This is a genomic window from Cycloclasticus zancles 78-ME, assembly GCF_000442595.1.
Classification (GTDB): domain Bacteria; phylum Pseudomonadota; class Gammaproteobacteria; order Methylococcales; family Cycloclasticaceae; genus Cycloclasticus; species Cycloclasticus pugetii.
Map to the genome: position 1 here is coordinate 2438884 of NC_021917.1, position 14681 is coordinate 2453564.

General features: G+C 45.1%; 6 protein-coding genes, 2 tRNA genes and 3 rRNA genes. 5 read left to right on the forward strand and 6 right to left on the reverse strand.

Annotated features, from left to right (window positions below):
* Positions 1-15: 15 nt before the first annotated feature.
* The 4 genes from prpB to prpF all read left to right on the forward strand — a co-directional run bounded on the left by prpB (position 16) and on the right by prpF (position 5889).
* Positions 16-900, forward strand: coding sequence for a methylisocitrate lyase (gene prpB, locus CYCME_RS11705; RefSeq protein ID WP_015005075.1), 885 nt, complete (start codon positions 16-18; stop codon positions 898-900).
* Positions 900-2027 carry a bifunctional 2-methylcitrate synthase/citrate synthase gene (gene prpC / locus CYCME_RS11710; protein ID WP_015005074.1) on the forward strand — a complete coding sequence of 376 codons (1128 nt, stop codon included), beginning with the start codon at positions 900-902 and terminating at the stop codon, positions 2025-2027. Before prpB ends, prpC begins: the two co-directional genes overlap by 1 nt.
* A 75-nt stretch (positions 2028-2102) precedes the next feature.
* Positions 2103-4697, forward strand: a complete 2595-nt coding sequence (gene acnD / locus CYCME_RS11715) for a Fe/S-dependent 2-methylisocitrate dehydratase AcnD (RefSeq protein WP_020933156.1) — start codon at positions 2103-2105, stop codon at positions 4695-4697.
* 13 nt (positions 4698-4710) lie between these two features.
* On the forward strand, positions 4711-5889 hold the full coding sequence (prpF, locus tag CYCME_RS11720; protein WP_020161706.1) for a 2-methylaconitate cis-trans isomerase PrpF: 1179 nt from the start codon (positions 4711-4713) through the stop codon (positions 5887-5889).
* Between the two features lie 464 nt (positions 5890-6353).
* Here the strand turns inward: prpF and rrf are convergent.
* From rrf to tyrS, 6 genes are all read right to left on the reverse strand, one after another.
* Positions 6354-6468 (reverse strand): 5S ribosomal RNA (rrf, locus tag CYCME_RS11725).
* A gap of 96 nt (positions 6469-6564) precedes the next feature.
* A 23S ribosomal RNA gene (locus CYCME_RS11730) occupies positions 6565-9454 on the reverse strand.
* A 208-nt stretch (positions 9455-9662) separates the two neighbouring features.
* Positions 9663-9738, reverse strand: a tRNA-Ala gene (locus tag CYCME_RS11735).
* A gap of 17 nt (positions 9739-9755) precedes the next feature.
* Positions 9756-9832, reverse strand: a tRNA-Ile gene (locus tag CYCME_RS11740).
* Positions 9833-9890: 58 nt separating this feature from the next.
* Positions 9891-11428 (reverse strand): 16S ribosomal RNA (locus tag CYCME_RS11745).
* Together the 16S, 23S and 5S rRNA genes with 2 tRNA genes alongside form the textbook arrangement of a ribosomal RNA operon.
* 380 nt (positions 11429-11808) lie before the next feature.
* A complete protein-coding gene (gene tyrS, locus CYCME_RS11750) occupies positions 11809-13011 on the reverse strand; it encodes a tyrosine--tRNA ligase (protein WP_015005071.1) in 1203 nt (400 codons plus the stop codon).
* A gap of 245 nt (positions 13012-13256) precedes the next feature.
* Between tyrS and CYCME_RS11755 the strand changes: the two genes are divergently transcribed.
* Positions 13257-14675, forward strand: coding sequence for an OapA family protein (locus CYCME_RS11755; RefSeq protein ID WP_015005070.1), 1419 nt, complete (start codon positions 13257-13259; stop codon positions 14673-14675).
* Positions 14676-14681: the final 6 nt, after the last annotated feature.

Below are 14681 nucleotides of genomic sequence, written 5' to 3' on the forward strand. Positions count from 1 at the left end.
GGAGATTTATTTTAGATGACCATTCAATCAGCAGGCCGACGCTTCCGTGAAGCCATGGCACAGGAAAAACCATTACAAATAATGGGCACCATCAATGCTTATGCCGCTTTATTGGCCGAAAAAACAGGCTATAAAGCTATTTATCTTTCAGGTGGCGGTGTTGCCAACACATCATTTGGACTTCCAGACCTTGGTGTTACCACCTTAAATGACGTTCTAACAGATGCCAGCCGAATTACGGCAGCAACCGACGTCCCTTTATTGGTTGATATCGACACAGGCTGGGGCAGCGCGTTTAGCATTGCACGTACTATCAAAGAATTTGAACGTGCCGGTGTTGCTGCGGTTCATATTGAAGACCAGGTGGCTGCAAAACGTTGCGGACATCGCCCAAACAAAGAACTTGTCACCAAAGAAGAAATGGTTGATCGCGTTAAAGCCGCTGCTGACGCAAAAACAGACCCTGACTTTGTCTTAATGGCACGTACAGATGCCTATAACAGCGAAGGCCAACAAGCTGCTATCGACCGTGCATGTGCCTACGTTGAAGCTGGCGCGGACATGATTTTTGCAGAAGCTGTTTACGAACTAGACGATTACCGTGCCTTTACTGCGGCAGTAGACGTACCTGTTTTAGCAAATATTACAGAGTTCGGCAAAACACCCTACTTCACTACCACAGAACTTGGCGAAGCTGGTGCGAGCATGGTGCTCTACCCATTGTCAGCATTTCGTGCAATGAGCAATGCAGCATTGAACGTCTACGAAACCATTCGCAAAGAAGGTACTCAAGTTAATGTTATCGATACCATGCAAACACGTATGGAACTATACGATGTATTGGGCTACCACGAATATGAACAAAAATTAGATGCTCTATTTTCAAAGGAGAAAAAATAATGGCTGAAAAGAAAGTAGGCGGAGCTGGGCTTCGCGGACAATCAGCAGGCGAAACCGCCTTATGTACCGTTGGTAAATCCGGCACAGGTTTAACTTATCGCGGTTATGACATGACCGAACTTGCGGAAAACGCAAAATTTGAAGAGGTAGCCTATTTATTAGCTTACAACAAACTACCAAACCAAGCAGAGCTAGATCAGTACATTGCTAAAATTAAGTCTCTACGAGGCTTACCAGACGCATTAAAAACGGTTCTGGAAAATATTCCTGCAGATGCTCATCCAATGGATGTAATTCGCACAGGTTGCTCTATGCTGGGAAACCTTGAAGAAGAGAAAGATTTCTCTGAACAAACAGATAAAATCGATCGTATGGTTGCTGTCTTCCCATCCATCATTTGCTACTGGTACAAATTCAGTCATGAAGGTGTTCGCATTGAAACAGCAACCGATGATGATTCTGTTGGCGGACACTTTTTACACATGTTACGTGGCGAAAAACCAAACGACGTACATACTGCTGTTATGAGCGCCTCTCTTATTCTTTACGCAGAGCATGAGTTCAACGCCTCTACATTTGCTGCACGTGTTTGTGCTTCTACATTATCAGACATCCACTCATGTGTGACCGGCGCAATTGGCACATTACGTGGCCCCTTACACGGCGGCGCTAATGAAGCTGCAATGGAGATGATTCAAGATTGGAAATCACCTGATGAAGCTGAAGAAAAAATGATGGAAATGCTAAAACGCAAAGAAAAGATCATGGGCTTTGGACACGCTGTCTATACGGTCAGTGATCCGCGTAACGCTGTCATTAAAAAATGGTCTGAAAAGTTAGCAGCTGATGTTGGCGACACAACACTTTACCCAGTGTCTGTACGCTGTGAAGAAGTCATGTGGCGTGAAAAGAAATTATTCTGTAATGCTGATTTCTTCCATGCTTCTGCTTATCATTTCATGGGCATCCCAACCAAGTTATTTACCCCGATCTTTGTTATGTCTCGGGTCACTGGTTGGACGGCGCATATTATGGAACAACGCTCAAACAACCGCATTATTAGACCGAATGCGGACTACGTAGGCCCAGACCCACGTCCAGTACCACCGATAGAAGATCGCGACTAAACACAGCGTGATAACATATAAGCCAGCCTGCATTTCACGGCTGGCTTTTTTATCTAAATATATATGAGTAAAAAAATGAATACAGATTACCGCAAAAAACTACCAGGCACTGACTTAGACTATTACGACACACGTGCCGCTGTTGACGCAATAGAACCAGGCGCTTATGCAAAGCTACCGTACACCTCTCGCGTACACGCAGAAAACTTAGTTCGACGCTGTGATCCAGCTTCATTAACTGACTCTCTCAAACAATTAATAGAACGCAAACAAGACCTAGACTTTCCATGGTACCCAGCACGTGTTGTATGTCATGACATTCTTGGTCAAACAGCACTTGTCGACCTAGCTGGCTTACGTGATGCTATTGCAGAAAAAGGTGGCGACCCGTCTAAAGTAAACCCAGTTGTCCCTACACAATTGATCGTGGATCACTCGCTGGCCGTAGAACATGCTGGTTTTGAAAAAGACGCTTTTGAAAAGAACCGTGAAATTGAAGACCGTCGTAATGATGATCGCTTTCACTTCATTAATTGGACTAAAAAAGCCTTTAAAAACGTAGATGTGATTCAGCCTGGTAATGGCATCATGCATCAAATCAACTTAGAAAAAATGTCTCCGGTTATACATGCTCGTGACGGCGTTGCATTCCCTGATACACTCGTCGGAACAGATAGCCATACACCACATGTTGATGCCTTAGGAGTTATTGCAATTGGCGTTGGTGGCCTAGAAGCAGAAACAGTCATGTTGGGTCGCCCGTCATACATGCGCTTACCTAATATCATTGGTGTTGAACTCACTGGCAAACGACAACCTGGTATTACAGCCACTGATATCGTACTGGCTATTACCGAATTCCTGCGTAATGCTAAAGTTGTCTCTTCCTACCTTGAGTTCTTTGGCGAAGGCGCTGCCGAGTTAACACTCGGTGACCGTGCCACCATTTCAAATATGACACCTGAATTTGGTGCGTCCGCAGGCTTATTTTTTATTGATGAGCAAACCATCGAATATCTAAAACTAACCGGCAGAGATGCCGAACAAGTTAAATTGGTAGAAAACTACGCCAAAGAAACAGGCCTATGGGCCGATGATCTTAAAACAGCTGAATACGAACGCGTATTAACATTCGACTTATCAACCGTCGTACGTAATATTGCTGGCCCATCAAACCCTCACCGCCGTGTACCAACATCAGAATTAGCTGAACGTGGTATTTCAGGCACCGTAGAAAACGAAGAAGGCTTAATGCCCGACGGTGCAGTTATCATTGCCGCCATCACTAGCTGTACTAACACTAGTAATCCACGTAATGTTATTGCTGCTGGCCTTGTCGCTAAGAAAGCTAACGAACTAGGCCTAACCCGCAAACCGTGGGTAAAATCATCCTTCGCACCAGGTTCAAAAGTAGCACAGCTTTACTTAGAAGAAGCAAACCTATTACCTGAACTCGAAGAAATGGGTTTTGGTATCGTCGGCTTTGCTTGCACAACCTGTAATGGGATGAGCGGCGCACTGGATCCCGTTATTCAGAAAGAAGTGGTTGAGCGAGACCTATATACCACTGCTGTATTATCTGGCAACCGCAACTTCGATGGACGAATTCACCCATATGCAAAACAAGCTTTCTTGGCGTCACCACCATTAGTTGTTGCTTATGCGATTGCAGGTACTATTCGTTTTGATATTGAAAAAGACATCCTAGGTAATGATCAAGAAGGCAATCCAGTCACCTTAAAAGATATCTGGCCCAGCGATGAAGAGATTGACGAAATTGTTAAGCAGTATGTTAAGCCCGAACAATTCCGCGAAATTTACATCCCGATGTTCCCTGAATCAGATATTCAACAAGAACAAGTCAGCCCCCTATATGATTGGCGTCCACAAACAACGTATATTCGTCGCCCTCCTTATTGGGAAGGTGCTTTAGCCGGTGAACGTACGCTTAAAAATTTACGTCCACTAGCTGTACTAGGTGATAACATCACAACCGATCACTTGTCACCCTCTAATGCGATTATGTTAGATAGCGCTGCTGGCGCATACCTGCATAAAATGGGCCTACCTGAAGTTGATTTCAATTCATATGCAACACACCGTGGTGACCATTTAACGGCCCAGCGTGCGACATTTGCAAACCCAAAACTATTAAATGAAATGGTTAAAGAAAACGGCGAAGTCAAACAAGGTTCGCTAGCTAGAATTGAGCCAGAAGGAACCATCAGCCGCATGTGGGAAGCAATCGAAACATACATGGACCGTAAACAACCACTTATTATTATAGCGGGCGCCGATTACGGCCAAGGATCATCACGTGACTGGGCGGCAAAAGGCGTAAGGCTTGCTGGTGTTGAAGTAATCGTAGCCGAAGGCTTTGAACGTATTCACCGTACTAACTTAGTTGGCATGGGTGTATTACCAGTTGAATTTAAAGCCGGTGAAAATCGTCATACTTACAACATAGACGGTACAGAAACATATACGGTAACAGGCGATATAACACCACGTGCCACCCTTACATTGACAATTACACGTAAAAACGGCGAGACCATTGATGTCCCCGTAACATGTCGCCTAGACACCGCAGATGAAGTTCTCGTCTATGAAGCCGGCGGTGTATTACAACGCTTTGCCCAAGACTTCTTAGAGTCATCATCAGCTGCTTAATACAGGATTTAGAATGACATACGTGCCACAAATAAAAATTCCCGCCACCTACATGCGTGGCGGCACAAGCAAAGGTGTGTTCTTTAACTTAACTGACCTGCCCAAAGAGGCCCAAGTAGCCGGCGAGGCACGTGATAACATATTATTACGCGTCATAGGTAGCCCAGACCCATACGGCAAACAAACGGATGGAATGGGAGGTGCAACATCCAGCACCAGCAAAACAGTTATTTTGGCCAAAAGTGATCAAGCCGATCATGACGTCGATTATTTATTTGGACAGGTCGCTATTGATAAACCTTTTGTCGATTGGAGCGGTAACTGCGGTAATTTAACTGCAGCAGTAGGTTCATTTGCAATCACATGTGGCCTCGTTGATAAAAAACGTGTGCCAGATAATGGCATAGCTGTAGTACGAATTTGGCAAAAAAATATCAACAAGACGATCATCGCACATATCCCCATAACAAACGGTCAAGTACAAGAAACAGGTAACTTTGAACTCGATGGGGTCACTTTCCCAGCTGCTGAAGTTAAAGTTGATTTTGTCAGCCCTGTCGATCCTTCAGAAGCAATGTTTCCAACAGGCAATGTAGTTGATGACCTTAGTGTACCTGGCATAGGCACTTTCAAAGCCAGCATGATTAATGCGGGAATACCAACGGTATTCTTAAATGCTAAAGATATAGGTTATACAGGCACTGAGTTACAAGAAGCTATTAATAGTAATGCTGACGCCTTAGAGCGCTTTGAAACGATACGAGCGTACGGCGCTATTAAAATGGGCCTGATTAACGATATTTCAGAAGCGGCTGCCCGCCAACACACACCAAAGGTAGCCTTTGTCTCCGAACCAGAATCCTATGTATCTTCAAGTGGGAAAAATATTGATGCTCAAAGTATAGACCTAAATGTACGTGCATTATCAATGGGTAAACTTCATCATGCGATGATGGGGACAGCAGCGGTTGCCATTGGCACTGCATCTGCCATACCCGGAACATTAGTCAACCTTGCAGCAGGAGGTGGTGAAAAAAACATTGTTACCTTTGGGCACCCCTCAGGTACATTGAAGGTTGGTGCAGAAGTAAGTAATATCAATGGACAGTGGAGCGTCAATAAAGTAACCATGAGCCGAAGTGCACGAGTATTAATGGAAGGCACCGTTAGCATACCTGGCGATTGTTTTTAACCACAACAAAATAGTAACCTCTAAAAAGGGAGTGCTTTGAACACTCAATTGTTTAAATCAAAGTAACTAATAACATACGGTTTATAAAAAAAGCGGATATAAATTATCCGCTTTTTTTATGCCTGTATTTCTGTCAATAGCAACTCTATAAACTAACGATCAGAAATCAAACAAAACAAAATTGAAACATACAAATCTTATCGGTACTAATGCTAAAAATAGGTATCGTTGTAACAGTATTCGTTAGAGCTATAGCGTCCGACAGAAGCCCAACAAACAAATAAACAAGGCACCAAACCACAAATGCTAACTCATCCATCATTAGCTAACTAGGGTGCCGCATATTGACGTACAAAACTGATAAGTAGCTACATCTTTAGAGCCAACGTATAGATTTACCCCCTGAAAAAAGCAAAAACCATAGAGCAAAAAAAACCCGCCAAGAGGCGGGTTTTTGTGTAAAAGCCTGGCAGTTCCCTACTTTCACATGGCTACTGCCACACTATCATCGGCGCTAAGCGGTTTCACTTCCGAGGTCGGAATGGGATCGGGTGGTACACGCTCGCTATTGCCACCAGGCAAATCGGCATCAGAGATATTCTCTGCAATAATTTAGAAAGTTGCACATCAATTCATAATGTTAGTTATTTAAATAACAACCCTTTTGGGTGTTATATGGTCAAGCCTCACGGGCAATTAGTACATGTTAGCTTCACACATTACTGCGCTTCCACACCATGCCTATCAACCTTGTAGTCTTCAAGGGCCCTTCAGGATTCTTAAAGAATCAGTGAGAATTAATCTTGGAAGAGGCTTCGCGCTTAGATGCTTTCAGCGCTTATCCCGTCCGAACGTAGCTACCCGGCAATGCCACTGGCGTGACAACCGGAACACCAGAGGTTCGTCCACTTCGGTCCTCTCGTACTAGAAGCAGCTTTCCTCAATTCTCAAACGCCCACGGCAGATAGGGACCGAACTGTCTCACGACGTTCTAAACCCAGCTCGCGTACCACTTTAAATGGCGAACAGCCATACCCTTGGGACCGGCTACAGCCCCAGGATGTGATGAGCCGACATCGAGGTGCCAAACACCGCCGTCGATATGAACTCTTGGGCGGTATCAGCCTGTTATCCCCGGAGTACCTTTTATCCGTTGAGCGATGGCCCTTCCATACAGAACCACCGGATCACTATGACCTACTTTCGTACCTGCTCGATGTGTCTATCTCGCAGTCAAGCACCCTTATGCCATTGCACTAAGCGGACGATTTCCGACCGTCCTTAGGGTACCTTCGTGCTCCTCCGTTACTCTTTGGGAGGAGACCGCCCCAGTCAAACTACCCACCATACACTGTCCCCGATCCGGATAACGGACCTGGGTTAGAACTCCAAACATACCAGGGTGGTATTTCAAGGATGACTCCACAAGAACTGGCGTTCCTGCTTCAAAGTCTCCCACCTATCCTACACAAATAGGTTCAAAGTTCAGTGCAAAGCTATAGTAAAGGTTCACGGGGTCTTTCCGTCTAGCCGCGGGTAAACTGCATCTTAACAGCTATTTCAATTTCACTGAGTCTCTGGTGGAGACAGTGTGGCCGTCGTTACGCCATTCGTGCAGGTCGGAACTTACCCGACAAGGAATTTCGCTACCTTAGGACCGTTATAGTTACGGCCGCCGTTTACCGGGGCTTCGATCAAGAGCTTCTCCGAAGATAACCCCATCAATTAACCTTCCGGCACCGGGCAGGCGTCACACCCTATACTTCCTCTTACGAGTTTGCAGAGTGCTATGTTTTTAGTAAACAGTCGCAGCCACCATTTTATTGCAACCCTCTTGAGCTCAACGAGCAAGTCGCGTCACCTAGAGGGCGTACCTTCTCCCGAAGTTACGGTACCATTTTGCCTAGTTCCTTCACCAGAGTTCTCTCAAGCGCCTTAGAATTCTCATCCCACCCACCTGTGTCGGTTTGGGGTACGGACGCCTATAACCTGAAGCTTAGAGGATTTTCTTGGAAGCATGGCATCAATCACTCCGGACTCCGTAGAGTCCTCGACATCACATCTCAGGTTTAATGAGTTCCCGGATTTACCTAAGAACTCGCCCTACATGCTTAAACATACATATCCAACAGTATGCTGATCTAGCCTTCTCCGTCTCCCCATCGCAGTTATACGCGGTACAGGAATATTAACCTGTTGTCCATCGACTACGCCTTTCGGCCTCGCCTTAGGTTCCGACTAACCCTGCGCTGATTAGCATTGCGCAGGAAACCTTGGGTTTTCGGCGTGGGGGTTTTTCACCCCCATTATCGTTACTCATGTCAGCATTCGCACTTCTGATACCTCCAGCAAACCTCTCGATTCACCTTCACAGGCGTACAGAACGCTCCTCTACCATGCGTGTAAACACGCATCCGTAGCTTCGGTATGATACTTAAGCCCCGATAAATCTTCCGCGCAAACCGACTTGACCAGTGAGCTATTACGCTTTCTTTAAAGGATGGCTGCTTCTAAGCCAACCTCCTGGCTGTCTGTGCCTTTTCACATCGTTTTCCACTGAGTATCATTTTGGGACCTTAGCTGACGGTCTGGGCTGTTTCCCTTTCCACAACGGACCTTATCACCCGCCGTGTGTCTCCCGCAATTGCACTTGTTGGTATTCGGAGTTTGCAACGGGTTGGTAAGTCGGGATGACCCCCTAGCCGTAACAGTGCTCTACCCCCAACAGTGATATGCGAGGCTCTACCTAAATAGATTTCGAGGAGAACCAGCTATCTCCGGGCTTGTTTAGCCTTTCACTCCGATCCACAGCTCATCCCCTCATTTTTCAACATAAGTGGGTTCGGGCCTCCAGTAAGTTTTACCTCACCTTCACCCTGGCCATGGATAGATCGCCCGGTTTCGGGTCTACTCCCAGCGACTATGACGCCCTATTAAGACTCGGTTTCCCTACGCCTCCCCTAACGGTTAAGCTTGCCACTGAAAGTAAGTCGCTGACCCATTATACAAAAGGTACGCAGTCACACCACGAAGGTGCTCCCACTGCTTGTATGCATACGGTTTCAGGATCTATTTCACTCCCCTAACAGGGGTTCTTTTCGCCTTTCCCTCACGGTACTGGTTCACTATCGGTCGACAAGTAGTATTTAGCCTTGGAGGATGGTCCCCCCATGTTCAATCAGGATATCACGTGTCCCGATCTACTCGATTTCACTCTAAATGCATTTTCGTGTACGGGGCTATCACCCACTATGGCCAAACTTTCCAGTATGTTCCACTAACACAAATAGAGCTTAAGGGCTGGTCCCCGTTCGCTCGCCGCTACTAAGGGAATCTCGGTTGATTTCTTTTCCTCTGGGTACTTAGATGTTTCAGTTCCCCAGGTTCGCTCCTTATACCTATGTATTCAGTATAAGGTGACCATTAAAAATGGCCGGGTTTCCCCATTCGGAAATCTTCGGATCAAAGGTTGTTTGCTACCTCCCCGAAGCTTATCGCAAGCTACAACGTCCTTCATCGCCTCTTGTCGCCTAGGCATCCACCGTATGCACTTATTCACTTGACCATATAACCCCAAAAAGGCTATATATCTGTAAATAACGTTCATTATGAATTACTTAAGCAGTATAAAACATGCGATATCACGTTTTATACTTCTTATATATTTTCTAGCCAACTAGGGGCTAAAAAATACATGTACAACTTTCTAAATTGTTAAAGAGCTATCAACACTAATGCCAATTCAATAAACCCTCTTTGAAGGCTTATTGAATTGGTGGAGCCAGACGGGATCGAACCGTCGACCCCCTGCTTGCAAAGCAGGTGCTCTCCCAGCTGAGCTATGGCCCCAAATAGTATTATGAGCGTGGTGGGTCTGGGTGGATTTGAACCACCGACCTCACCCTTATCAGGGGTGCGCTCTAACCAACTGAGCTACAGACCCTAGCTCGGGTGTATATCAAGTAATTTGTGTGAACACTTATGCAACGTTCATGTTATAGAAAGGAGGTGATCCAGCCCCAGGTTCCCCTAGGGCTACCTTGTTACGACTTCACCCCAGTCATGAATCACAAAGTGGTGAGCGGCCTCCCGAAGGTTAGCCTACCCACTTCTTTTGCAACCCACTCCCATGGTGTGACGGGCGGTGTGTACAAGGCCCGGGAACGAATTCACCGCGGCATTCTGATCCGCGATTACTAGCGATTCCAGCTTCATGCAGTCGAGTTGCAGACTGCAATCCGGACTAGGACCGGCTTTAAGGGATTAGCTTACTCTCGCGAGTTTGCGGCCCTCTGTACCGGCCATTGTAGCACGTGTGTAGCCCTACCCATAAGGGCCATGATGACTTGACGTCGTCCCCACCTTCCTCCGGTTTATCACCGGCAGTCTCCTTAGAGTGCCCAACTAAATGGTAGCAACTAAGGATAAGGGTTGCGCTCGTTACGGGACTTAACCCAACATCTCACGACACGAGCTGACGACAGCCATGCAGCACCTGTATCAGAGTTCCCGAAGGCACCAATCTATCTCTAGAAAGTTCTCTGTATGTCAAGGGTAGGTAAGGTTCTTCGCGTTGCATCGAATTAAACCACATGCTCCACCGCTTGTGCGGGCCCCCGTCAATTCATTTGAGTTTTAGCCTTGCGGCCGTACTCCCCAGGCGGTCAACTTATTGCGTTAGCTGCACCACTAAGCGGAAACCCGCCCAACAGTTAGTTGACATCGTTTACGGCGTGGACTACCGGGGTATCTAATCCCGTTTGCTACCCACGCTTTCGCACCTCAGCGTCAGTGTTGGTCCAGAGAGCCGCCTTCGCCACTGGTGTTCCTTCAGATATCTACGCATTTCACCGCTACACCTGAAATTCCACTCTCCTCTACCACACTCTAGCTAAACAGTTTCAAATGCAGTTCCCAGGTTGAGCCCGGGGCTTTCACATCTGACTTGTTTAACCGCCTACGCGCGCTTTACGCCCAGTAATTCCGATTAACGCTTGCACCCTCCGTATTACCGCGGCTGCTGGCACGGAGTTAGCCGGTGCTTCTTCTGTAGGTAACGTCAGGGCCTAAGGTTATTAACCTTAAACTTTTCCTCCCTACTGAAAGTGCTTTACAACCCTAAGGCCTTCTTCACACACGCGGCATTGCTGCATCAGAGTTTCCTCCATTGTGCAATATTCCCCACTGCTGCCTCCCGTAGGAGTCTGGGCCGTGTCTCAGTCCCAGTGTGGCTGATCATCCTCTCAAACCAGCTACGGATCGTTGCCTTGGTGAGCCATTACCTCACCAACTAGCTAATCCGACATAGGCTCATCTATTAGCGCAAGGCCCGAAGGTCCCCTGCTTTGCCCCGTAGGGATTATGCGGTATTAGCCTGGTTTTCACCAGGTTGTCCCCCACTATTAGGTAGATTCCTATGCATTACTCACCCGTCCGCCACTCGACGCCTGCTAGCAAGCTAGCATCGTTTCCGTTCGACTTGCATGTGTTAGGCATGCCGCCAGCGTTCAATCTGAGCCATGATCAAACTCTTCAGTTTATATTTTTCGACCTCTTAAAAGGAGGTCTAGATCTTGCTCAATATAGAATTAAACGTATTACTTAAATTTTAAAACTTAAGTGTGTTCAACCTATATTGATTATTTTTTAAATAACTTAAACAATCAACACAAGTGTCCACACAAATTACTTGATAAATTTTTAAAGAGCTGATTCAAACTTGGTCTGAACCGGGCCAGCTATTATATCCATTTGCTTTCGTTTTGCAAATTATTTGTTAACTTTTTTCGTTAATAAATATCTGGATCTTTTTACTGTTCTTCTTTGCTTTTCAGCTTAATGATTCGGCTGCTTTGCTAGAAGAGCTGCGTATTATAGGGACCTAATTTCATTGGTCAACGCTTATTTCAACTTTATTTACTAAGCTATTGTTATCTTTGCGAATTTCCTTTTCCCTACCTGCACTAAGTGCTCCTCTCCCAACCCAAGCATCGTACCTTTATCATTAATCTTCTGCTCGTTAACTCTTACTGCCCCCTGCTTTATCATGCGGTAGGACTCCGATGTGCTTTTTGTTAGCCCTGCATCCTTCATAACATTAGCCAATAATAGCTCGCCTGCACTTGTTATAGTTATCCTTTCTATGTCTTCTGGAAGCTGGCCATGTTTAAATCGAGATTCAAACTCTTGTTGTGCGCTTTTTGCTAATGATTCATCGTTAAAACGCTCAACTATTTCTAACGCCAATTTAACTTTTATGTTTTTTGGATTTTCTTTACCCGCTTCGCACTGGGCTTTCCATTCATTAATTTCATCCATCTCCCTAAAACTAAGCAATTCGAAATAACGCCACATCAAACTGTCAGAAATGGACATGATCTTGCCGAACATATCGTTCGGCGCCTCATTGATGCCTATATAGTTACCCAGTGATTTTGACATCTTTTGTACGCCGTCCAATCCTTCTAAGATTGGCATTGTCATCACCACTTGTGGCGATTGACCATATGTTTCTTGCAGCTGGCGACCCACTAATAAGTTAAATTTTTGGTCTGTTCCACCGAGTTCAACATCCGATTTTAATGCTACTGAGTCATACCCTTGTATTAATGGGTATATAAATTCGTGTATAGCAATAGGCTTACCACCGGTATAGCGTTTATTAAAATCATCTCGCTCTAGCATTCTCGCGACAGTATGCTTGGCTGCTAATTGAATTAAATCTACTGCATTAAATTCTGACATCCATGTTGAGTTAAACACTACCTCGGTTTTGTCAGGATCTAGAATCTTGAAAACTTGCTCGGTATAGGAAGCCGCATTTTGTATGACTTCTTCTTTGGTCAACGGCGGCCGCGTTGCTGACTTCCCCGTTGGGTCGCCAATCATGCCAGTAAAATCGCCAATAAGAAACAATATATGATGCCCAGCATCTTGAAACTGTTTTAGCTTATTAATAAGTACCGTGTGGCCCAAATGCAGGTCTGGGGCCGTAGGGTCAAAACCAGCTTTTATTCTTAACTTTTTGCCCGAGGCTACTTTTTTATCAAAATCTGACTCTACCAATATTTCATCAGATCCGCGCTTTAGCTGCGCTAATTGCAATTTTATAGCTTCACTCACACATCTTCCCTATATATAGTATAAAAGGCGCAAGATACTGCATATCAAATATAAATCAACTTTTTCTCACCCAGACTGACTCTGTAGGACGTTCTTTCCGGTCACAATTTCATTACTTTCAATGAAAGGGTTACTCGTGTCACAATTGGGCTTTATACTTTTCACTTTACTTGCTATACAATGTCTAAGCTTACGCTTTTTATAGCTTTTTTTGTTTTTACATAACCCTTAACACTAACCTTTTTATGATGAAATCTAGCTTAATAAATCGTGATTTTAAAACACCGATAAGCCCTCGTCGCTATAACAGCAAAAAAGCACGTCTTATCACCATGCTGCTGACTACAATAGTTATGCTGGGCATTGCGCTTTATTTCAAAAATGCTACTGATCCCAATCAGGCCAGCTTATCTACCAAGCCAACTAACAATCAACATGTAGTCTCTATTGATTTACCAGAGAGATCATCAGACGATTTTTCTGCGCCTACTTTATCAATTGTTAAGCATAAAACCGCGCCGTTAACTGCTCCAACAAACACTGCCAAAATTACAGGCTCTTCAGAAAAAATCTCATGGAAAGAGTACACCATTAAGCCCGGCGACAGTTTGGCTAAAATATTTAACCACCTGAATTACTCAGCCACCACTCTACATAATATTATTCAGCTTGGCGAACAAACACAGGCTTTAAAAAAGATTCGACCGGGGCAAACACTACGTTTCGCACAAAATGCAGATGGCGAGTGCGTTTCTTTGGAATACGACCTCGACCAAATAAAAACCCTTCGCATTGAAACCATTGATAATGACTTTGCTGCAACGGTTATTGAAAAACCAGTGGAAGTTTCTCACGCTGTAGCATCCGCAGATATCAATAACTCACTTTTTTATGATGCCAAACAAGTTGGGGTGTCTGATAAAACAATCATGGAGCTTGCTAATATTTTCGGCTGGGACATTGATTTCACTCAAGGCTTAAGACAGGGGGATTCATTCAGCCTGCTGTATGAATCCAAATCCATCAATGGGAAGCGTATTGAAAATGGCCCTATCTTAGCCGCTGAATTTATAAACCGCGGTAACAAATATCAAGCTGTTCGCTTTACTGATAAAGACGGCAATACTGAATATTTTTCTCCTGACGGAAAGAGCATGCGTAAAACCTTTTTGCGCAACCCTATCGATTTTGCAAGAGTTAGCTCACATTTCAATTTGCGTAGAAAACACCCCGTTTTGAATAGGATTCGCGCACATAAGGGTGTTGACTACGCGGCCTCCACAGGCACACCTATCCGTTCTACTGGGGACGGCAAAATCATCTTCCGTGGTATAAAGGGCGGTTATGGCCGCGTCGTAATCGTTCAACATGGACAAAAATACAGCTCACTTTATGCACATATGTCTAAATATGGTCGTTACAAAAAAGGCTCACACATCAAACAAGGGCAAATCGTCGGTTATGTTGGAATGTCAGGGTTAGTAACCGGACCACACCTGCATTATGAGCTTAGAGTTAATGGCGTTCACCGGAATCCTTTAACTACTAAATTCCCCGCGGCTGAACCAATCAATAAAAACTTGCTGGCTGAATTCAAAAATCAGACATCTCCTCTTTTAGCGCAATTAGCGCTCGCAAAAAAGACTCAGTTAGCACTTAAATAAAACAGC